The sequence below is a fragment of the Caldicellulosiruptor bescii DSM 6725 genome, assembly GCF_000022325.1.
GTDB lineage: Bacteria > Bacillota > Thermoanaerobacteria > Caldicellulosiruptorales > Caldicellulosiruptoraceae > Caldicellulosiruptor > Caldicellulosiruptor bescii.
This window is the reverse complement of sequence record NC_012034.1, coordinates 1,688,169-1,712,503: the sequence shown is the minus strand read 5'-3', so window position 1 is coordinate 1,712,503 and position 24,335 is coordinate 1,688,169. Positions and strand designations below refer to the sequence as shown.

Here is a 24,335-nt window from a genome sequence, read left to right as displayed (position 1 = left end):
TTTTAAATCAAATGATATGATTAAGAAAATGGTAGAAAAATAATTAGAAAGGTGGTCAATAAAATGAAATTTGGTATGAGAAAACCAAGCATAAGAAAGAGCATAGCTGCAAGGACAAGCGTCAAAAGGTTTGTAAGACATAATTTGGGCTTGAAAGCACCAAGAGGATATGGATGGATAACAAATCCTAAAAAATACATGTACAACAAAATCTATAACAGAACAACTTTTAGCATATTCTCACTTTTGAAAAAGTTGTTTAAGTAAGGAGCTTAAGTAAAATGTCGATGTTGAGAAGGCTGATATATTTTTCAACAGCAGCTGTTTTTATTTTTTCTTTAATGGTTGGTTGTACAACTGAACGATCTCACTTGAAAAAAACTGAAATTGCAAAAAAGCCAAGCTTAGAAGAAAATGAAAATATTACTTTTACAACCAATAAATCGGAGCAAAGTTACAAAGAAAGTCTGATAAATAGCCATGGTAAAACAATAAGTGAAAGAATAAAAGTACCAGAAGGATATGAAAGAGTTAAAGTTCAGAGAGGTTCTTTTGCTGAATTTTTGAGGAATCTACCACTCAAGCCCCATGGCGCAAAGGTAAAGTACTACAATGGTGAAGAAAAACCAAACGACGTATATGCTGCAGTAATTGACATGGATGTTGGTCCAAGAGATTTGCAACAGTGTGCTGATGCTGTCATAAGGCTCTATTCAGAGTATCTTTATAAAAATAAGCAGTATGATAGAATTCACTTTAACTTCACAAATGGTTTTAGAGCTGATTTTAAAAAGTGGATGCAGGGGTATAGAATAAAAGTTGAAGGTAATAGAGCTTATTGGATAAAAGCTACTGGATATGATGATAGTTATGAATGTTTTAGAAAGTATCTTGACATGGTATTTGCATATGCTGGAACACTGTCACTTTCTCGGGAAATGCAAAAAATACCTCTGAGTGATTTGCAAATTGGAGATGTATTTTTAAAAGGTAGCGACCCTGGTCATTGCGCTATTGTGGTTGATGTGGCCCAGAATCCGAAGACAGGTGAGAAGATATTCTTGCTTGCACAAAGCTATATGCCAGCCCAAGACATCCACATCTTAAAAAACCCAGCAAATGATGATGACAATCCATGGTATTCAATAAACTTTGGTGATGTCTTAATAACACCAGAGTGGCAGTTTACAAAAGATCAGGTATATAGATTTGGGGAGTAGAGAGATGAGCTGAATATCCAAGAACATTTAGCTTTTGTACCCATTTTGTTTCCATGCGACACGTTTAAAATTTGAATGATAGAAAGACCAAAGTTTTTCTGAGTAATTTAAAAAAATTTAGTTTAAAAGATTATAATAATTCTTTCTTCATTGAGATATAAACACAAATATTTCAAGCTCATCGATACAGTTAATTTTAATATATCTATTTTACTAAGTTATGGTATAATGTAAATAAGATAGTAATTTTATGCTTTTTATATTAGTTTGTTAGAGAAAATAATGTATACTGTCTAATAAAGCCGAATTTTGTTTGTCGAAGGAGGTAAGAGATTGAAGTTAGCTTTTGATCTGCTTTTAGATTTATGGTACATATGGGTTTTGCTAATTATAAGCGCAATATTATCATTGTTGAGACCGAAGATAAAAGGAGCAATAGGTGAAAAATCAGTTTCGTTTTTTCTGGCTCGATTAGACCCTAAAAAGTATAAAGTTTTGAATAACCTTTTGATTAAAGTTGGTTCTAAAACAGTTCAAATAGATCATGTTGTTGTTTCAAATTATGGAATATTTGTTATTGAGACAAAGAATTATCAGGGTTGGATTTATGGTAAAGAATATGATGAATACTGGACGCAAGTTATATACAAAAGAAAAGAAAAATTTTACAATCCGATTAGGCAAAATTATGGTCACATCCAAGCGCTTAAAGAAATATTATCATATTTAGGTGATATAAAATTTATCTCAGTGATAGTTTTTACCACAAAGGCTGATTTGAAAGTTGAGACAAAAACAGATGTTGTTTGGACAACTAAACTTATAAAAACGATAAAGAAGTATAATCAAGAATGTTTGACTGATGAACAAAAAGAGAGAATTTTTCAGAGGCTTTGTTCAATGAATGTTAATAGTTACAAAAATATGAGAGAGCATGTGAGAAGTGTTAATAGAAATAAAGTAAGATAGAGTACAATTAATAAAAATTACTTCAGAAAAAATACCATAATTTTCAGGAGTGGTGTCTTATATGGCTGGATACGATTTTGAGTTTAAGATTAACAATAGACATTTTTCTTTAGCTTTTGATTTTCTCAGATATATGAAAGCTTTTTATGAATTATATGGCTTAGAGTTACAATTTATTTTAACTCGAAAAAGAAGGTTAGTTATTTATGTGACTGTTGATGGAGATTTAGCAGTTATGCAATTGATGAACATGAGTATAAAAAATGCTATAAAATTCTATCTATTAAGATACGAGAAAAAGAAGAAGCTAAAAAGTGTAGCAGTAAATCTAACTGCTCTTTTCTACAAATCGAACTACGAAGGAGTAAAGAAAATCACAGAAGGAATATTTGAAATTGCGACAAGTTTGAATGCACAACCTCATCCATTAGCTCTGCAACCTTCTTTATTGACGAATATGGAATCAAACAAAAAGGCTTCAAAAGAAGTTAGAATAGTAAAGAAAATTCTATTTTTAATTAGTAAGTGGTTTTCAGGTGAGAGTAGTAATAGTGAGATAATAATTTTGCTTGATCAATGTATTGAAACGTGGTTAAAATACAGATTGGGTTTACATAAGAATGCTTCATATGGTTTTAAGAAAGTAGTAAAGGAAGCATTTGAAAAAGGTTTAATTTCAAACAATGAAAAATTAGAATTGGAATATTTACATACTATTAGAAATAGAGTTCAGCATAGAGGTGGTTCTGCAAACAAAGGAAAAGTTATTTTTGTTATTAAATGTTGTATAAAACTCATCAATAAGTACTGTGTATAAAAATCAAACAATGTACAGAAGAAGAAGGTACTGCGAAAACTCTTGGAGAAATGTGCACTCCAATGAAAATTTTTTATAACATGTAGCTTAGAAGATGTCCAAGCAATTTCCAATTTACTTTCTGATGAGATCAACCCGACAAATGTTTTAGACCGTGCTCAAGTTCCAAATAATTGAAATATTTTTTAATGAAGTTTTTAGGAAATTTTACAAGGTATCAATAATGAGGGGTGAAATTTTTATGAGAAAACAACTATATGATGGATTAGTAAGTATATCTGATGATAAGTTTCATAGGTTATGTGATGAAATTTTGGAACATTACAATCCTGAATATTCTAACCTTGACTCACATGGTATGCATTTATATAAAGATAAGCCCGTGCCAGGTACTCCGGATTCAATAAAATTTTTTCCTGACGGAAGCATATATGCTTTTCAATATACAACTTCTGATGAGAAAAGTTTAAAAAATAAACTTCTTAGAGATATAAAAGAAGTGGGTTATTGGGAATATGCTAAAGATGTGCGAAGAGTTGTTTTATGCTGCAATTCAAAGGTCAAAGATGATATTAGAAGAGAATGTAGGGCAGAATGCTCAAAGTATGGTTGGGATTTAGACATAGTAGATATTGATTTAATAATTTCTCTTATTCTTAACAATTATGATGTAAGAGTCAAAGCTAGTAAATATTTTGAGGTCGATGTTTTCTCAATTAACTTGGAAAGCGAACTAAAATATTATATCGAAAATAAGTATCCTCTGCTTGCTTCGAGGGAAATAAGGGAAAACTATCATCGAAAGCTTCTGGAATTTGATATTTATGCACTTGAATTAAAGGCTGTCTCTGTTTCAAATGGGACGGAGATTGACTTTAAAACAAAACAGAACATTATATTGACAGGGGAAGCTGGAGCAGGCAAAAGTACGTTCGTTAAGAGATGGTTTTTAGAATGTTTAAAAGAAAAGAATTTAAAATCTATACCAGTATTTTGTGAACTTAGGAGTTATTGTGGCGAAGCTTTGCCTGAATATATAAAAATTAATATCGAAAAGGGTTTTAATCAGATTAACATAGAGCTTATAAATAGGCTCTTATTAGAAGGTCGTTTTCAAATATTTCTTGATGGTTTTGATGAATTATCTGAAAAATATTTTGAGGAATTTAAGATAAAATGTCTTCAAAACCTAAAGTATAATAAAAACACATTTGTTATTACTTGTAGAAATAATCAAGTTAGTAAAATTGAAAACGTAAATTTTGAAAAGTATATAATGAAACCATTAGAATATAATGCTATATTGAATTTTGTTTCAAGAGTTGTGCCAGAAAAGTTAAATATTATTAAAGATTTTTGTAATAATAATACAAACATCTTAAAATTATTATCAAATCCATTTAATCTGACTATAGTTGTGTCTATAATTAAGACATTAAAACAAGAAAAAAGTATTATTGTTTTCTTAGAAGAAATTAGTAGCAAACCACATTATTTTTATAAAGAATTATTTAATCAAATGCTTAAATGGAATCGTGACATAATAAATAAGTTTAAATTAAAGGAAAAGTTTTTAGCTTATCTTGTTTCATATATTGCTTTCAAAACATTAAATGATATGGAAGTGCGTTTAAATTTATGCTATATTAACAGGCTCATTGCAGATGCTTTAAATGAATTTTCCCTTTTTGGCCAAATTAACATAGATGATGTAAGAGATTGTTTGGTTAGTTGCAAATTTATACAAGAATTAAACGATTATTATCAGTTTGAACATAATAATCTTGTAGATTTTTTTGCTAGTGTGTATATCTTAGAAAAAAAAGATGATTCTGATTTTCTTGCTGATGTTTTCAAAAATCCAGTATTAATGGAGCCTCTATTGATAGCATTTGAAAATGAAAATTCATTTTTTGAAAAAAATATTGAAAATATACCATCCAGCCTTTTTCAAAAAGCAGTCGAAAGAATTGATGATTTTGTAAGTGAGAGAGTAGTAGATTTCGTTAGAAAAGTATTTTCAAATGATGAAGAAAATAATGAAAACTTTGACAAGGCATTATGTATTTGCAGCCGTTTTTATTATGATAAAAGGTTATTAATGGCTGTGTTTGAATATTTGAAAAGTAAAGAGGAGAAGGGTTATAAAGATTTTAGTAGTTTCAGGTTTAAAAATAGTGATATTAATGCCATTTTCAACAGCATGCCTGGAATAGAGGTTTTTAGAAGAATGCGTCTTGCTGAAGTCCTGGACTTATTAACCAATCCTTTTAAATATGGTAAAGCCGCTACAATACTCGCCGCAAGATTTATTAAACATCTTGATAAAGCAAGTGATGAACAATGGGATAAGGTTAAGGATTTTTATTTGAAGTGCTTTAAGTATAAGGATAAGGATTTTTTATATTATATACTTTTAGAGCTAGATTCATATTTTAGAATCAAACCTAAAGGTGTAGAAGAGGTTTATGAGATGTTTAAAAAAACATATAAAGGACATTTTTGGGGTCTTGCAAACAATCTTATTATAGAGGTAATGGAGTTAATGGGAGAACTTAAGCCGTGTGATAATGATGAATTTATAAGAGAACTTGTTGAAAGAGCTTTAAACTGTGAAAAAAATAATGATTATTACATTGGTCAGCAATTGGCAACATTAAACTTTGAAGAAATTGAGTATTTATGGAGTGCTCCTGCCAAGGTACGAAAAATCATTGGGGATGAAGCATATAAGAAAGCTTTACAATTCGCATTTAACGATCCGAAATTGAATGAAAATGAAATAATTTTATCTGATATGTTATTTTATATATCTGAATTTAACGATGATAATACCCTTAAAATATTGAGGAGATACTGTTATTATACATCTGAACACTATTTTTATAATGGGAAATGGGATGGGGTTAGAACATATGCGCTTGAAGGACTATATAGGAAACCTAATGCCCAAAAATTAAATATTTTGCTTTCTGAATTTAAGAACAGCAAGGAATATACCTATAAGATATTTTTCTTGTATGGTATTTATAAGATGTTTATATCTAACGAATCCGAAAAGCTACCTATGATAGCTGCTGAGTATAAAAAGGCAAAAGAATGCTTATTGGATGAATTGGAAAATCCTAATAATCTAAGAGAGGCAATAATTCAAGTATCTGATTTTTATGTACCATTTCGTAGCAGCTATTATTTAACTTACTTTATTCAAGAAATATTATCTTCACTTTTCCAAGAATATGTTTTTGAAATATGCTTTGAGATTTTGAATTCAGAGAATAAAAAAGACTTTTGGGACTATGTTTTAACGATCATAGACTATGTTGGAAATGAAGATTGGTTGAAAAATTTAAATTGCTTCGGTTTAAAAAATCCTGATTACGCAGATAAAGTTGCTAATATTATAAGACAATGGCGGACAAAAAACAGTTGCAAATAAAAGAAGATATAAGTAATTACACAGGAGTGAAATAAAGTGTATATTGATAAAATAAAAATCAGAAATTTTAGATGCTTTGGTCCTGAGGAAACAGTAATTGAATTTGATAAGCTAACTGCTTTAATAGGTGCAAATAGCTGTGGAAAAACAGCAGTTTTACATGCATTAATGAAAATATTTGGGAGTGACAATAAAGAGATTAAACGTTCTGATTTCCATGTACCTAAAAGCATGGATCCGCAAGAAATTGAAAATAACGACTTATACATAGAGGTAAAATTAAGTTTTCCAGAATTGCGGCAAGAGAATACTGAACTCAATAGTATACCATCTTTTTGGAATTATATGGTTATTAGAGAACCTGGCGTTTTACCATATGTAAGGATATGTTTGAAATCTTCATGGCAAAAAAGTAATACTCCTGATGGAGATATTGAAACAGAAATATTATTTATTAAAGCCCCGGAAGGTAGAGAAAAAGACAGCGATTACGAAAAAGCAAAACGAGAGCATTTATCAAGAATTCTATTTGTATATGTTCCGGCTATAAGAGATGTCTCTCCTCAATTAAGAAATGTTTCGAACTCTATACTCTGGAAAATACTCAATAGCATAGAATGGGAGGAAGATTTCAAAAGTAAGATAAGGGAGAAGACGGAAGAGATTGACAAACTTTTTGCAAAAAATCCAGGAGTATCTTTAGTAAAAGAAATTATTAGTAATACGTGGAAGAAATATCATAGGGATTATAGGTATAAAGAGGCACACATGCGTTTTAGTAGGGGAGACTTGGATACTGTTTTAAAGAAAGTTGAAATAGAATTTTATCCAACTTCTGAACCTAAGTCTTATACAGTAAATGAATTGGGCGATGGATTGCGCTCGCTATTTTATTTAACATTGGTAAATTCCCTTCTTGAATTTGAGAATAGAATCCTACAGTCAAAACATTCTTCTAAAAGTCCTTTTAACAAAGAACCTTCGACACTTGTTTTGCTTGCAATAGAAGAGCCAGAAAATCATGTTTGTCCTCATTTATTAGGACGTATTATGGATAACCTAAAAGATATTTCCTCAAAGCAAAATGCACAGGTTATACTTACTTCACATTCGGCAAGTATTATAAGTAGAATTGAGCCTACAGAAATACGTCACCTAAGAATAAAAAATGAGGATTTATGTACTAAAGTTTCAAGGATTATTTTACCAGAACAAATTGATGAAGCATTTAAATATGTAAAGGAGGCTGTAAAAGCTTATCCTGAGATATACTTTTCCAGGTTGGTAATATTAGGTGAAGGTGATAGTGAAGAACTAATAATCAAGAAAATGATTGAAAAGAGCGGTTTGTCAGCTGATAGCTGTGCAATAAGTATTGTGCCACTTGGAGGAAGATTTGTAAATCATTTTTGGAGACTTCTGCAAGATATTGGTATTAATTATATAACATTGCTTGATATGGATATCGAAAGAAATACAGGGGGATGGGAAAAGTTGCATTATATAATGAATCAGCTTATACAAAGTGGCTATGATGAAAAAAGTGTTTTAGCAGATTTATCTAAAGAAGAATTTGACAATATGCCAAATTGGTCATATGACGAATATAGCAGAGAGAAAATAGAAAAGTTTGCAAAACATCTTCAACAATTTGATATATTTTTTTCATTTCCACTTGATATAGATTTTTCAATGTTAAGTACTTATGAGGAAGCATATAAAAAACTTATACCTAAAAAAGGTGGTCCAAGAATTCCTGATAAAATTACAAAAAAAGAAGACTATGCACGTTATATTGACAATGTTGTAAAAAGTGTTTTGAAATCAGATAATGCTACTGGTATAACTTATTCAGATAATGAAAAGGAGTTGATGGTCTGGTATAAATATTTATTTTTGGGTAGAGGTAAGCCAAATACTCATTTTCAAGCTTTGATAGAACTTGGGGATAGTATAAAATCAAACATGCCAGATGTTTTTAAAAACCTTATAAACAGGGCTAAAGAATTATTAGAAAATGACCCCTACTCTGATATATCTAATTTAGGAGATGAAAAATATGCTGATACCAAAGGAACAATGGAAACCTGCTGATGGAATTGAACTTGAAAAAAATGCAGAGATAGTAGTTAAAAGTAATTGCAACTATTTAGTAATAGCTGGACCTGGCTCAGGTAAAACAGAGTTGCTTGCTCAAAGGGCTTGTTTTTTACTTCAAACGGGTATTTGCTATTCACCAAAAAGGATACTTGCAATCAGCTATAAAAAAGAAGCTGCCAAAAATTTAGCAGAAAGGGTTCAAAAAAGATGTGGTCAGAAATTGGCGAATAGATTTGTATCACTAACTTTTGATGCTTTTGCTAAGAGCCTTTTGGATAGATTTCTGTATGGACTTCCTGAAGTATACAGACCTGATGTTAATTATGATATTAATCCTTCTGTATTAAGAGAGGGGAAGCGAAGCATTTTGTTAAGATTTGAGGGAAAAGAACCGAAACATTTACTTACAGGTGATTATGTTGATGGAATTCATAGTCTTTCAATAGAAAATATTATTAATAAAAAAATGACAGATAAAAAGCTTCCCTTTAATAATGAACCTAACAATTTAGAAGAATGGATGATTAACGAATTATGGAAATTATTTTTGAAAGGAGATAAAGATTTTAAACCTGCTCTGACTTTTCCAATGATTTCAAGACTTGCTGAATATATCTTGAGGGAAAATCCTTTTGTTCTTAAAGCATTGCGAGCGACATATTCACATGTATTTTTAGATGAATTTCAGGATATAACAGGAGTACAATATGATTTATTGAAAACTTGTTTTCTCGGGTCTAATGCCGTAATAACTGCAGTAGGAGATAATAAACAGCGAATTATGGAATGGGCAGGAGCACTAAGAAATTCATTTGAATTGTTTGAAAAAGATTTCAATGCCCAAAGAATAAATTTACTGATGAATCATAGGTCTGCGCCGCGTTTAGTTGAATTGCAAAAAGTTTTTATAAAAGAAGCATTTGGTGAAAAAATAGATTTGTCCGATTTAAAAATAGAGAATAGCAAAAAATGGAGTAAAGATGATGGAATATGTGAAGTTTGGATTTTTAATGATTATATTAAAGAAGCTCAAATTTTATCTGAAAACATAAAGAAGTGGCTAAATTCAGAAGATTTAAGTCATAGAGATATTTGTGTTTTGGTAAAACAACGTCCTTCTAAATACACAAATATGCTGATTAAAACATTAGCTGAAAATAGCATGAATGCAAGAGATGAAGGCGAAGTTTCAGATTTATTAAATGAGGAAATAATTCAGTTTATAATTAATTTATTTTCATTAGCATTAAATATTAATGGAAATAATTCATACACATTTGTATACGATTTTATAAAAATATTAAATGGATATGATGATGACACTCCAGAGAGGTTTTTAATTAAACTTGAATCTGAAATAACAGAGTTATTGAGGTTTGCAAACGAAAAACTACTTAAGATTGATAATCAGAAACAAATTGTAGAATTATATAAAATTATAATTAGATATTTAAAAATGGATAGATTAATATCCTATTTTCCGCAGTATAGAAATACAGCATGGTTTAATGATTTAATGAATAAGTCTATTAAATTATTGTGGAATGAATTTGAAATAACAAATAATTGGTCAAAAGCAATAACTAACTTTATAGGAATAAACAGTATTCCTATTATGACTATTCATAAAAGTAAAGGGCTCGAATATGATACTGTTGTATTCATTGGTTTAGAAGATTCAGCATTTTGGAGTATTAAAAATCAACCTGAACAAGATACTTGCGCCTTTTTTGTAGCTTTATCGAGAGCGAAAAGACGTGTAATAATAACTTTTAGTAAATATAGAGATGTCGGAGCAAATCCTTGCCAAACTGCAGAAAATGTTAAAAAATTTTATGAATTACTTGCCAAATCGGGTATTGTAGAATATAGAGATTTTATGTAAGAGAATACTTGAATGTGATTGTTGGTTTAATCTTCGATGGAGAATTGGTATAATAAAATCAATAGCAATATACGAAACTTAACCTGTATTATACATGAGTGAGAAAGTAGAAAGATTTTGTTTAGTGCATCAACTAAATGTCTATAAATAAAAAAATAATTAATTGGCTAATTTAGGTATCGTAAGGATGATTCGTATTCTCATTGAAAAAAATAAAATTCACTGGAGGTAAACACTCATGAAAACTCTTTTCGAGCTTTGTAAACCCAGGGATGATGTGTTCACAACAAGAAGCTCAGAAGATGTTCAGGAAATCTCAGACCTTCTTTCTGACAAAATCAAGCCGGAAAAGTTTTTTGAACAAACATACATAACAAACGGTATGAGAAGATTATTTGATGTTGCATTCAAAAGATTTAGTGGAATTGATGATGAACAAGGTGTAATTGTTCTGCGACAGGCAATGGGTGGTGGCAAGACCCATAACATGATTGCTTTGGGGCTTTTGGCAAAGTATCCGGAAATCAGAAAAAAGATTTTAGGTGATGATTATCCATATATGTACACAGGTAGAATAAGACTTGCAGTATTTACTGGAAGATGGACAAATTCAATCCCATGGGTAGAAATAGCGAACCAGCTTGGCAAGCAAGAGGTTTTGAACAAGTCCCTTCAAAATCATATGTTTGCACCTGGCGATAGAGAGTGGACAGAGCTATTAGCAGGGGACCCGCTTTTGATACTGCTTGATGAGCTTCCGCTATATCTTGAGTATGTCCAGAGTATTCCAGTTGGTGAGAGTAACTTTGGAAAGGTTGTTTCAATTGGGCTTTCGAATCTTTTCAATGCAATCCAGAAAAAAGAGCTTTCAAACGTAATGGTGGTTGTGGCAGACCTTCAAGCAGCGTATGAGCAAGGAGGGAAACTTTTACAAAGTGCTTTAGCAACAGAGCTTGACAAAGAAGCAACCCGTGTTGCCTCTTCTATCCAGCCGGTTGATATGGTCACAAATGATGTATACTGTATTTTGAGAAAAAGATTTTTCAAAGAGTATCCTCAAAACCCTGAAAATGACCCAGATGTAGAAGAGATTGCAAAAGCCTACAAAGAGGTTATTGAAGAAGGTAATAGAAAAGGACAGACTACAGTTGAGCCAGAGCGAATTTACACTGAGATTAAGAGAACATATCCGTTTCATCCTGCAATAATGGAGCTTGTTAGCAGATTCAGGGAAAATGTCAATTTCCAGCAAACACGAGGACTTATTCGTCTTATGAGGCACTACATAAGATATCTTTACAGTGAAGAAGGGAAACTTGCAAAGCAGAAGTATTTAATTGAACCATACGACTTTGACCTGAGCGATTACAACACGCGCGAAGAGATTATAAATATAAAGCAGAGTTTAGAAAATGCCATTATGCACGATGTTTATTCAACAGCTCATATTACAACTGCAAAGGCTATTGACCAAAAGTACAATACTAACTTAGCAAGTGAAGTTGCAAAATTGATTTTGCTGTCTTCGCTGTCTGAAATTACAAAATCTCCATTAGGTCTTACAACAAGTGAGCTTTTTGCATATATGAGCTCTCCAAACAAAGATTTAAGCAGTCTTGCGAACATAATTGAAGAATTTAAGCAAAATTCATTACATACAAGAATTGATGCAAATGACAGAATATATATTACACCAATGGAAAATGTAGTTGCGCGCATGAGAAAATTCAAAAGTATGTATACATTAGATGAAGCGGAGGCAGTGTTAGAGAGGCTTCTTTATGAATATTTTTCACCAAGGAATCTAAACTGCTATCAGAAGGTGTACCAAAAGATTGTCGCTTTGCCAAATGACATATCAAAAATCAATGTGGATATGAACAATGTAACGCTAATTATTTCAAAGCCTTATGACTCAAAAGGGTCTCTTAACCCAGCACTGATTGGTTTTTGGCAAAATCAAACTTACAAAAATAGACTTCTCTTTTTAACAGGTTCTACTACCATGTATAATACGCTTTTAGAGAAAATAAGAGAGTATATGTGTTGGGAAAACGTGCTAAATGAGCTCAGAAAAGAGGGTGTTCCAGAGACTGACACAGAATATCAACGAGCAGAAAATGAACAGAGCAAGATGAAAACTGCAGTTTTAGAAGTCTTGAGAGAGACTTTTAACAAGATTTACTATCCACAGAGGCCATATACTAAACAGAACGCTGAACTTATTTCTGAAGATTTAAAATATCTGCCAGCGAGTGAAAATAGTGATTCTCAAGGTTCAAAAGGGATAGACAGAGTTAGAGCTCTTCTTGGCAACAACCGAGATGGAGAGATTGTCATTCAAAAAGTGTTGCTTAACAAAAAGTATATAGAAGTAAATGACATTGATGAATTTCGCGAAAAGGTAGAGAATTTGCTCTTCACAAGAGAGTCAATGTCTTGGTCCGAGATTGTTGAAAGAGCAGCGCGAGATGCAAGGTGGTTTTGGCATCCACCAGAGGCCCTGGAGAATTTAAAGCGCGAGATGCTTTCAAAAGGTTTGTGGAAAGAAAGTGGAGGGATTGTTTTAAGAGGTGAGGCAGCAAAGGACAAAACAACAGTAAAAGTTCAGTTTGTATCCCCTGACTTTGACACAGGCGAGGTAGTTTTAAAGCTCATACCAATGTTTGGTGATGTTGTACATTATGAAGAGGGTGATAAGGAGGTATCAGAGAACTCACCGGTTGTGCCAAATATTAATGAGTTCAGGACAAAAGCAGTAAAGCTCAGTTTCCTTTGCATTGATTCAACAGGGTATCATCCAAAAGGTGATGTTGTAAAATATGAATGTGAAATTTTACTTGATGACAATATAAGATTTTGCGACCAAGAAGGCAGAGCTCACATAAAAATAAGAACAGCTCCGCAGGCAACTGTAAAGTATACAACAGATGGTTCAAACCCGCGCTATAATGGCAAAGTTGCCGAAAATGGTGATATTACAATTCCAGATAATACAAGGGTAATTAATGTGGTTGCAGAAAAAGATGGTGTTTTTTCAGAGATAAAAAATATTCCTGTGAGAAGAGATGTTACAGGAAACATAGTAATTAAGCAAATAGAACTTGATTATACAAAACCGGTTAAATTAAAACTTTCAGGTAGCAAGAAAATTCTGATTTTTAGTATAGAAGAACTTCAAAGAGAAATTGAACTATTGAAAAATTACAAAGGAAAGTTTGTTGCCTATTCTCTTGATATTTATAGAGATGATGATAACTATATTGTCCTGACATGTAAAAAGCCACAAGGGGTAGAACTAAGCGAGATTTTTACACATATTGAAAAGGTCAAAACCGACTTCTACAATGATGGGATTCAAAACGTGAGAGCTGTTATTACAGAACTGTTATTTGAAGATGCAAAAGACTTTGAAGAATGGATAAAGCAAAAAGGCAAGACGCTTCATGACTTCAAGGAGGCAATAACACAGAATGAGTAAATCTAAAAAGAAAGACGCTGCAGCCTCAATTGGCTTTGGATATGTACCATCTGAGACGCAGCACCATTTTATGGTGGTAATTCCTCAAGGGAAGAACGAGACAGTAAAGGTGTATGAAAGATTTATATGGCAAGAGGGGAAGGAAGCACAAGATATTGATGAGAACAGTCCTCTTCACAACCAGCTCAAAGTAATTGTTCCTAAATGGCTGTGGCAAAGAGTTGCACCGTATATTGCACAGGAGTTCAATTTTCGGCTTGAAAAGGAGGGTTTTAAGAAATCTAAGTGGAAAGTTGGGCAAAATCCCGTTCACAGACTTTTGGGGAAAGAACTTGTGGTTTTGCTCTGGGCACTGGAAGATTGCACTGATGATTCGCAGGTGCCTGTTGCAATTGTCAACTGGCAAGGTTTGCGACCAGAAGAGAGATGGTGGTTGTATGGTGTTACAAATGCTGCAACAGGCAGGGTAAATGACAGAAAAGGTTGGAGAATGGCACTAAAATATGCTTTGCTTGATAATCCAGTAAGTCAAAAACAAATTAAACAGCTTGACTTTGAAAGCATCAAAGAACAAAAAGTTATATATGAAGAGTAATACTGACAGAAATTCTTGACCTAAAAGGAGATGGAAGAAGATGGAGAAATCTTTAATAGAGGTTCAATTTCCAGTTTCAAAACTTTCAAAGGAGGCATTTAAAGAGCGAAAAGCAGGTGCAGGACAGACATTAACAGGACTTGGCAAATGGTGGGGCAGAAAACCTCTTGTGCTTGTGCGTGCACTACTTTTGGGAGTTCTTTTGCCTGCAACAGATGACCCCAAAAAAGATATGAAAATTTTTCTTAAGCTTATGACTATGGATGAAGAGGGCTTGAAGCTGAGAAGAAAAAGTAGCATATCAGCAAAGGATGCTTATGAGTTTGCAACAGAAGAAGAAAAGGCAAAATATTTTGATGTTGCAGATGAGGGGAAAATAAGCTACAAAAAAGATTTAAAAAAAGCTGAGAGGGAAGGATTTCAAGAAAGAATATTTAAAAGGATGCCATATGAACAGAAGCTAAGATATTGCAAGCGTCCCGAAGAGATAGAAAATCTGCCTAAGAGCGCTTGGGATGAGATAAATGAGCATCTTGGAACAAATGCATATTCATATCAAGCCCTTGTTGAAGAGCTTGGCAAAAAAAGATTTGGACAACTTCCAACAGTTGGAGATTGTTTTTGCGGTGGAGGGAGTATTCCATTTGAAGCAGCAAGGCTTGGGTTTGGTGTTTTTGCGTCAGACCTAAATCCAATTGCAATGCTTCTTACGTGGGCAGCTTTGAATCTTTTGAGCCTGCCCGAAGATGCGATTGAAAAGCTAAAAGATTTTCAAAAAAGAATATTTGAGCAGGCAGACAAGATTGTAACTCAGTGGCAGATTGAGCACAACTCAAAAGGGCATAGAGCAAATGCATATTTATACTGCGTTGAGACAATTTGTCCTGAATGTGGGTTCAAAGTTCCTCTACTACCTTCTTTGGTAATTGGCAAAAATTCTAAAACTATTGCTGTGTTGCACGAAAACCCAGCTAAAAAAGGGTTTGATATAGAAATCAAAACGAAAGTCAGCCAATCAGAGCTCGAACAAGCAGCTAAAAACGGAACTGTAAAGGATGGTTATTTAATTTGTCCACATTGTAAAATGGAAACAAGTATTTCGTCAATTAGGGGAGATAAGGTTGATGAGAGTAGCAAAACAATTTGGGGGCTAAGACGCTGGGAAAAACATGAATTTGTGCCAAGAGAAGATGATGTTTTTCAAGAAAGATTGTATTGCATAAGATATGAGGATGAAAAAGGGCAAAGATACTACAAAGCTCCGGATGATGAGGATTTTGAAAGGGAAAAGAAAGTTATAGAACTTTTGAAAGAAAGATTTGAGGAGTGGCAGCAAAAAGGATATATTCCAAGTGATATGATTGAAGAGGGTGAAGAAACAAGCAGATTGTACAGAGAAAGAGGTTGGGCATATTGGCATCAGCTTTTCAATCTACGACAGTTACTTTTACATGGGCTTTTGATGGAACTGATTGACAAAAAGGCAAAGACGAAAGAGGAGAAGATTGTGGGGCTACTGGGGGTTAATAGGTGTGTTACGTGGAATTCTAAGTTATGTCTATGGGACAATACGCGTGAGGATAATGGGAAGAACACATTTTACAATCAGGCATTGAATACGTTGTTCAATTTTAATGTAAGAGGATTGACTGTTTTACCATGGTTTTTAGACAGTTTAAAGCCTTATTTGTTGTCAAATAATCACAAAATAGTTTATCCTACCGATGCCCGCGATGTAAATCAAGCCTGCCACATTTGGATAACAGACCCGCCTTATGCTGATGCAATAAATTACCATGAGCTCTCTGAGTTCTTCTTAGCATGGGATAAGAAGTTTTTGAAAGAAGTTTTTCCAGATTGGTATACAGACAGCAAAAGGGCATTGGCAGTTCGGGGTGACCGCGAACTGTTTAAAACTGCTTTTACGGAGATTCTTAAAAACATAGTTTCTAATATGCCTGAAAATGGCTATTTTGTCCTCATGTTTACACACCAGGACTCACAGGTTTTTGCAGACCTAACAGAAATTTTGCTTAACTCAGGGCTTTTGTCTGTCAATGCATGGAGCATTGCAACAGAGACAGAGGACAATATGTCAGAGGGCAATTTTGTCCAGTCAACTGTGTGTGTTGTTTTAAAGAAGATTGATAGAACTCAACTTGAGCCTGTATTTATTGAAGAGCTATATCCTTTTGGCAAAGAAGAGGTAGAAAGACAGATAAAGCTCATGTATGAGCTTGACAAAGATGAAGCAGAGCCTAATTTTAGTCCAACAGATTTGGAGCTGTCAGGCTACTATGCAGCATTGCGTGTTTTGACATCCTGCAATCTTAAAGCAACAAACCAGAAGATTAAAGAGTTTTTGGATTCCATGCGCGAATATGCAAGCAGCTACATAGTACCAGAAGGTTTGAAATACCTTGGGTTTGACCAAGATACCATTTACGAAATTTGGCGCAAGATGGAAAGCTATGAGAAGTTTTATATAAGAGGCATCGAATTTGAAACAAGGGGTGAAAAAAGAATAGGTGCATATCAAGATGCTGCAAGGAGTCTTGGTGTTGCTGATTATGATGAACTTTTTGCAATTAAAAAATCAAATTCGGCAAGACTGAAGACAGCAAGCGAGCTTGGGCAGGGACTTCTTGATACCAAACATGCGTTTAGTACAACAATCTTGCGCTTGTGTCTTTTAGCGATAAATAGCGCAATAAAAAAAGACCAGGAAATAAATGACACTGCCGAGGCGGTTGCACTTTCACATGAGATGTTAAAGACCAAACTTGGAACAAAATACTGGAACAACAAAACCAAGATAGAGATAATATTCAGATACCTTGCAAGGCTTGAGAAAATTGATGGCATGGAACACTGGCAAAACGACTCAAAAATAGCTTCATATCTTGCTGAGCGTGTGGCAAACGATAGACTGTAAAATTTAAAGCAAGAAGGAGGTGCCAAAAAAGGCAGTATCCTGCAGAAAAAGGGTGCGGGGTATTGCCTTTTTGTAAAATATGCTTGAAAGATATTCGTCACGTCTTATTGACCTTGCAGAGGGATTTTTAAACAAACACCTGAAAAATGCTAAAAGCTATGATAGACTTGCTGGGTACTTTAGCTCATCTATCTTAGAGATAGCAGGTGAAGCAATTGAGAGTATAGAAGGAGTTGCAAGGGTTGTTTGCAACTCTGAGGTTGAGAGCAAGGACGTTTTGGTGGCAAAACTTGCAAAACAAAAGCTTGTCAGGGAATGGTTCAAATCAAAACCTGAGCTTAAGGCTGAACAGTTTCCAGAGAGGTTTAAAAAACTCTATGAACTTCTGAAAAGCGGTAAACTTCAGGTAAGAGTTGTACCAAATGATGTATATGGACTTGTACATGGCAAAGCCGGTGTCATAACTCTATCAGATGGTAGAAAGATTGCATTTGTTGGGAGTGTCAATGAAACCCTACCTGCCTGGAAAGGCAACTACGAGATACTTTGGGCAGATGACAGTATTGAGAGCGTGGAATGGGTGCAAAATGAGTTTGACTTTTTCTGGAATAATCCTTATGCTTGTGAGCTTTGTGATTTGATAATTGAAAATATAGGAAGATTGGCAGAAAGAAATATAGTTAGCATTGAGGAATGGAAAAAAGAGCCTGATCCTGCATCCCCTGTAATAGAAGCACCTGTTTACCGGGAAGGTTTTGGGCTTTGGAATCACCAAAAGTATTTTGTAAAAATGGTGTTTGAAGAGCACTGCAAAGATAGAGCAAGATACATTCTTGCAGATGAGGTTGGACTTGGCAAAACCGCCCAGCTTGGTATGATTGCTCAGATAACAGCGCTCTATGGAGACAAACCTGTTTTAATAATTGTTCCAAAGACACTTTTATGGCAGTGGCAGGATGAGCTCAAAACAATGCTTGATATACCTTCTGCTGTGTGGGATGGGAAAAGATGGATAGTTGAAACAGGGCAAGAGTACAGGCCACAGGCAAATGGCATACCCCCAATCTTACAGTGTCCAAGGCGAATAGGAATAATTTCACAAGGCTTGATTACCTCTAATTCGGATATTGTAGAGCCTCTTTTGGACCTTGAGTATGAATGTGTAATTGTTGATGAGGCGCACAGGGCAAGGCGCCAAAATTTAAATAAGCCCGCTGAAAAGCCAGAGCCTAACAACCTTATGAAGTTTTTACTTGAGCTATCACAAAAGACAAAGGCAATGATTTTAGCAACTGCAACTCCAATTCAGCTACATCCCATTGAGGGTTGGGACCTTCTGTATATACTTGCACAGGGCTCTCAAAAGGTTTTAGGCGATGCATTTAGCCTGTGGCAACTGAGACCTTTAGAAGGAATTGATTATGTGAGGGGAGAAAAAGAAATTTCAAGTAAGGCTTATTACTGGAGCTGGATAAGAAATCCTCTGCCTCCCTCAAGTGAAAATCCATTTACAATTGGGAAACTCAGAAGATCACTTGGTATGGGTGACAATGAGTATGTTTCATATGATGATTATGATGCACTTTTGCCATCCCAGCAGGATATCGTAGATGAGCTTATAGAAGAAAACTTCATGGAAAAGTATAATCCTTTTATCAGACATATTGTCAAGAGGAAAAGAAGTACACTTGAAAATACAGTTGATCCAGAAACAGGTGAGCCGTATCTTAAGAAGATTGATGTTGTCCTTTTTGGTGAAGGTGATGATGAAGGTCTTGTACTTTCTGCACCACTCAAAAAAGCTTATGAATATGCTGAAGAATTTACAAATTTACTAAGGCAGAAAACAGGCGCGAAAGGGTTTTACAAGACACTACTTTTGCGAAGGATGGGCTCTTCTATGCAAGCAGGCTTGAACACTGCGAAAGCAATTTATGAAAAGAGAGCAATTGTTAAAGACGACTTTTCTGAAGAGGATGAAGACGATGAAATGCCTGATAGAATTAGTATCACAGGCAGGGATGAACTTTTCTGTTTGGAAGAAATAATAGATCTTCTTGAATATAACAAAGACAAAGATCCAAAGCTAAACAAAATTTTGCATATCTTAAACGACATGGGGTGGCTTAAAAGAGGCTGCATAATCTTTTCTGAGTACTTTGACACAGCATGGACCATTGCACAAAAGTTGTCTTCAGCTATGCCAGACAAGAACATAGCAATTTATGCGGGTGGTGATAAATCTGGCATAATCAAGAATGGAGTTTATTCAAAGGTAGAACGGGATGAGATAAAAGAGCTTGTGTTAGACGGTAAAATTAAACTTATGATAGGAACAGATGCTGCGGCAGAAGGTTTGAACTTGCAAACGCTTGGTGCTCTTATAAACGTTGACCTTCCATGGAACCCAATAAGACTTGAGCAGCGCCAGGGAAGAATAAGAAGAATAGGTCAGCAATTTGACAAGGTTTATGTGTATAACTTAAGATACAAAGATTCTATTGAAGATAGAATTCATGCAGTTCTGTCTGGCAGAATAAAACTCACCTATGATATGATTGGCTCACTTCCAGAGATTATAAAAGATGAGTGGATGGAAATTGTCAAAACAGTTGAAGTTTTAAATTCCGAGCATCCATTTGATATAAAATATAGAGAGCATGTCGAAAAAGTCGACTGGGAAAGCTGCAAAAAGGTTTTGGACAATGAGCAAAGAAAGGAGTGGCTGTATAGGGGGTGGAGTAATTGATGAATCTCCAGCAAGGACAGATGAACTTATTGGACTTAGTTAGAAAGGCTTATAATGGTGAATGTATGCTTCCCGATTTTCAAAGAAATTTTGTTTGGACAAGATATGACATTGAAGAGCTTATAAAATCACTTCTTCAAGGTATGTTTATAGGAACTTTTTTGATTTTAGAAACAAATCCACAAAGTGTTCCTTTTAAGGTGATTTTTGTAGAAGGGGCAGAGAAAGTAAATCCCCAAATATGTGAGCAACCCAAGATATTAATTTTAGATGGACAACAAAGACTTACATCTTTATTTTACGCTATATATAGTCCTGATATTCCTCTACGCAATTCTGAGAATCCTTATGCATTCTTTATTGATTTAGAAAAACTTGCTGAAGATAACATTGAGGACGCGGTATTCAGCTGGTCAAAAAAATGGAGAGAGTTCAAGGAGATTATTGATGAAAACGGAGATTACAATCTTGAGGTTTTAAAGGCGAAGAAAGTATTGCCATTGACAGTGTTTAAAGATATCCCTGAGTTCTATAGATTATGGTTTGGGGAGTATAAATTGTTATTTAAAGACCAGGAAGCAAATAAAATATTTGCTTATATTGATAACATGATAAAATATAACATTTTTACTCTATCGCTTGGTCTTTCGTATAATGACAAACCCGATGAAATTGCTGCTCTATTTGAAAAAATCAATAGAAGTGGTGTAAAACTTTCTATTTATGATCTTCTTGTAGCAAGATTTTACAAGTTCATAAGACTTCGTGAAAAGTGGGAAGAAGTATTTGAAAATAGTGTTAATATTAAAAAACTTGCAGGAAGAATAGATAACACCACAGTTCCCTATTCATTTATTCAAGCTCTTGCTTTAGCGGCGGACAAAAATATCAGTTCACGAGAAATGCTAAAGATAGATAATAACATTCTTTCAGACCAGAGCTGGGCCAAAGTGGTTGATATTGCAGAAAACAAGGTATTGCCTTATTTGCTTCAGATAAATAACTTTGGCATTGTGGATTTTGAAAAGTGGCTACCTTACTATCCCATTGTCACGATGATGATTGCACTCTTTTTGAAATTTGAGCATCCTGACACAGATAAAATTGAAAAATGGTACTGGAGTGCAGTTTTTTCTGAACGATATTCAGGTTCTACTGAAACTGCTATGGCAAAAGACTTCAAAGAAGTATGTGTCTGGTTTAATAATAATAACTTTTTACCTGAGGTTGTGGAAAAATTAAGAAATCAATTAGAGAGTAATGTATATACCTTGAAAGAGGTAAGGAGAAAGGGAAGTTCAAAATATATCGGAATTTTCAATCTTTTATTTAAAAACGGAGCAAAGGATTTTTATTATCCTGAGAACATTGCTTTTAACCAGCTTGATGACCATCATATTTTTCCAGTGAGCTTTTTGAAAGTCAAAGGTGTGGAGGTTGATGTTGACTCAATTATGAACAGGACATTGATTTTTGAAAATACTAACAGAAGCATATCTCGTCGCAGTCCCGGTGATTACATAAGAAAGATGATTGAAATTCAAAAATCAAAAGGGCTCTCAGAGCAAGAAGCAGAACACAAGGTAAAAGAGATATTAAGGGGCCATTTCATTGATGAAGAAATGTATATATTATTGAAAAACACTACTGATAATCTGACACCTTCTGAGATTAAAGAGAATTTTGAAAGATTTATAAGTAAACGAGAAAAGTTAATTTTGAATGAGATAAAAAGGCTGATATGGTAAGCCAAAAAACTTTTAAGAGAAGCCTGAACGTGATGAAATATGGAAAGTATAGGGAACATATCAAAAAAGTCGACTGGGAAAGCTGCAAGAAAGTTTTGAACAATGAACAAAGAAAAGAATGGCTGATGAGTGGGGGGAGTGAGGAGAGGTGAAAATATAGTGATTTTCGACAGGATTCGACAAATTTTAATTTAAGTAATACGTTATAATAAAAGCCAAATATAACAAATCTAATACTTAGAGAGGAGAAGTATTCAAGTGTATATTAGTAAGATGAGAATAAGGAATTATAAATCATTTTTAGATTCAGGGGAGATAATGTTGGACGAAAAAATTTTTGCATTTATTGGACAAAATAATACTGGAAAATCCACTATATTAGATGCTGTAAAAGTATTTTTTCCCAACTATAAGAAACAAGTTGACAAGAAGGATATTCATAGAGGTATTAATGATAGCATTATTATTGAAATGTGGTTAGGCGGAGTAGAGTCTTTTTTTGAAAATACCCGTACAGATGAAGTTGATAGACAGGTAGAGAAATTGTTAAGTAAAGCTGATGACAATTCTCTATATATAAAGTTAGTATTAAATATTGAAGACGGTACCAACAAAAATATTAGAAAATATTTTGACAAAGACGGAGAAGAGATAAAAGAAGCTACTTTAAAAAAATTACTTCCTGAGTTAGTAGTAATACCTGCCATACGAGATCCAGAAAAAGAAAGTACAGCTGACCGCAAATCATATTTGAGGAGTTTAATTGATATCTTAGATAGTGAATATAAAACTGATATTTTAATAAAAGATGAAGGGGTAGAAAAAAGAGTTAATTACAGTCAATTGAATGATATTCTTACCAAAGAAGCAAGGAAAAGGTGTGAAAGTTTGTCACAAAAAATAACGGAATATTATAACAGTACATTAGGAAACAACAATTTTAGAATAAATTTAGAACCAACAGTGGATATATATAGCGCAACAAAATATAACACTAGCATAGTGGAGATAATAGGGAATGAAAAAATAGAAAATGACATCTTAAATTTCGGAACGGGTTATCAAAGTGTACTTATTCTTTCTATACTACAGACGTATGTGGAAATAGCCCGTAGCGTAGGAAAGTATATATTTGTAATTGAAGAACCAGAAATTTATTTACACCCAAATCTTCAGAGAAAAATGATTGAAACATTAATAAATATTTCAGAAAGAAATCAGGTAATTTTTACCTCACACTCGCCTATAACAATCAGTAATCTACCAAAGAAGAATGTAAAACTTGTCTTAAGAGAAAGAGAGAAATCAATTGTTAAAGAGATAAATCCCAAAGAGGTTATAAATGAATTAGGAATTAAAGCTGATGATTTTCTCGGTAGCAAAGGGATCATCTTTGTTGAAGGTAAAGATGATTTTGAAGTTGTGCGAGAATTAATTTGTAAGCTTGACGATAACTTATTAAACATGATTAACGTAATTCCTGTAAATTCATGTTGTAATCTAAAATTCTTTGCAAATGCAGAATTGTTTCTCAATAAATATTTTGAAATACCTGTTGTTATAATAAGAGATGCTGATACAAATGATCCTGAAAAGCTTAAAAGTGATTTTTTAAAGGAAATGTTTGAATTTATTAAGCAATATGAATTTGCTGATTCGGAAATTGTTGAGAAAAAGAAAAAATTAGTGCAAAATACAAATATTCTTCAGCATTATTCGATAGAATATTATTTTCTTAATGAGCTTTTTTTAAAAGATTATTATGATTATTATCATGATAACCCGAAAAGCTTAGAAATAGCAATTACCTGTTATAAGTGTAAGTACAATCTATTAATAGATAAAGTCCGTAAAAATCAAATGAGTAAAGAAGAATTTGCTAAATTATATCAACCAAAAAGATTTTTAAAAGGGTTTCTGGATAAAAATACTAATGAAAGAGAAAGATATGAGATGTATTTTAAAGAAAAATGGGAAAAATTGTTTGATAGTTGTGCTTGTGAGGATGTTGACGAAAGAAAAAATAATTTCTTCAAAGTGAGAGATAATATTATCCAGAACATATCGATTAAAAGAAAAGGTGAAAAGTCAACCTTTTATACTGATGTTTTAAGGAAACATCATTTGCAGGAATTAGAAATGACGGAACTTAACGAAGTAATTCAGATACTTAAGAATTTTGTTAATACATTAATCAAGAATAATAACAAAAGTTAGTTTGTAGTTATCACTGCTAATTATAAGAAAAGTAACTAATATGCTTTTAATTACCTTTTATAAATATCTTACGGTTAGACAATATATTTGAGTGTCAGAATACCTGAAAGGATTAGCAAATTACTTAAAGTTTTTTCTGGCACTTTAAAAGATGAGAAATGAAATGTTTTTATCATACAC

At 33.3% G+C, this 24,335-nt stretch carries 13 protein-coding genes; all 13 read left to right on the top strand.

Translation table 11 applies throughout. From position 1 onward, the window contains the following. Window positions 1-63 precede the first annotated feature (63 nt). The 13 genes from ATHE_RS08060 to ATHE_RS08000 all read left to right on the top strand — a co-directional run bounded on the left by ATHE_RS08060 (window position 64) and on the right by ATHE_RS08000 (window position 24,155). Window positions 64-267, top strand: a complete 204-nt coding sequence (locus ATHE_RS08060; RefSeq protein ID WP_015908043.1) for a hypothetical protein — start codon at window positions 64-66, stop codon at window positions 265-267. A 14-nt stretch (window positions 268-281) separates the two neighbouring features. Beyond that, window positions 282-1,220: a DUF4846 domain-containing protein gene (locus ATHE_RS08055; RefSeq protein ID WP_015908042.1), complete on the top strand. Its 939-nt coding sequence runs from the start codon at window positions 282-284 to the stop codon at window positions 1,218-1,220. A 333-nt stretch (window positions 1,221-1,553) separates the two neighbouring features. Then, window positions 1,554-2,189: a nuclease-related domain-containing protein gene (locus tag ATHE_RS08050; protein ID WP_013403044.1), complete on the top strand. Its 636-nt coding sequence runs from the start codon at window positions 1,554-1,556 to the stop codon at window positions 2,187-2,189. Between the two features lie 61 nt (window positions 2,190-2,250). Next, the gene (locus ATHE_RS08045) at window positions 2,251-3,006 is read left to right on the top strand and encodes a hypothetical protein (protein ID WP_013403045.1); all 756 of its coding nucleotides are present in this window, start codon (window positions 2,251-2,253) and stop codon (window positions 3,004-3,006) included. A 241-nt stretch (window positions 3,007-3,247) separates the two neighbouring features. Beyond that, window positions 3,248-6,445 (top strand): NACHT domain-containing protein, encoded by a 3,198-nt coding sequence (locus ATHE_RS08040; RefSeq protein ID WP_015908041.1) that lies wholly within the window; start codon window positions 3,248-3,250, stop codon window positions 6,443-6,445. 36 nt (window positions 6,446-6,481) lie between these two features. Next, window positions 6,482-8,539 (top strand): ATP-dependent nuclease, encoded by a 2,058-nt coding sequence (locus ATHE_RS08035; protein ID WP_013403047.1) that lies wholly within the window; start codon window positions 6,482-6,484, stop codon window positions 8,537-8,539. Beyond that, on the top strand, window positions 8,505-10,430 hold the full coding sequence (locus ATHE_RS08030; RefSeq protein ID WP_013403048.1) for a UvrD-helicase domain-containing protein: 1,926 nt from the start codon (window positions 8,505-8,507) through the stop codon (window positions 10,428-10,430). Before ATHE_RS08035 ends, ATHE_RS08030 begins: the two co-directional genes overlap by 35 nt. 238 nt (window positions 10,431-10,668) lie before the next feature. Next, window positions 10,669-13,911 carry a DUF499 domain-containing protein gene (locus ATHE_RS08025; protein WP_015908040.1) on the top strand — a complete coding sequence of 1,081 codons (3,243 nt, stop codon included), beginning with the start codon at window positions 10,669-10,671 and terminating at the stop codon, window positions 13,909-13,911. Beyond that, window positions 13,904-14,506 (top strand): DUF3780 domain-containing protein, encoded by a 603-nt coding sequence (locus ATHE_RS08020; RefSeq protein WP_015908039.1) that lies wholly within the window; start codon window positions 13,904-13,906, stop codon window positions 14,504-14,506. Before ATHE_RS08025 ends, ATHE_RS08020 begins: the two co-directional genes overlap by 8 nt. A gap of 40 nt (window positions 14,507-14,546) precedes the next feature. Next, a complete protein-coding gene (locus ATHE_RS08015) occupies window positions 14,547-17,441 on the top strand; it encodes an anti-phage-associated DUF1156 domain-containing protein (protein WP_015908038.1) in 2,895 nt (964 codons plus the stop codon). 79 nt (window positions 17,442-17,520) lie between these two features. After that, a complete protein-coding gene (locus tag ATHE_RS08010; protein ID WP_015908037.1) occupies window positions 17,521-20,190 on the top strand; it encodes a phospholipase D-like domain-containing anti-phage protein in 2,670 nt (889 codons plus the stop codon). Further along, window positions 20,190-21,938, top strand: coding sequence for a DUF262 domain-containing protein (locus ATHE_RS08005; protein ID WP_015908036.1), 1,749 nt, complete (start codon window positions 20,190-20,192; stop codon window positions 21,936-21,938). Before ATHE_RS08010 ends, ATHE_RS08005 begins: the two co-directional genes overlap by 1 nt. Window positions 21,939-22,211: 273 nt before the next feature. Continuing rightward, window positions 22,212-24,155: an ATP-dependent nuclease gene (locus ATHE_RS08000; protein WP_256861317.1), complete on the top strand. Its 1,944-nt coding sequence runs from the start codon at window positions 22,212-22,214 to the stop codon at window positions 24,153-24,155. Window positions 24,156-24,335: the final 180 nt, after the last annotated feature.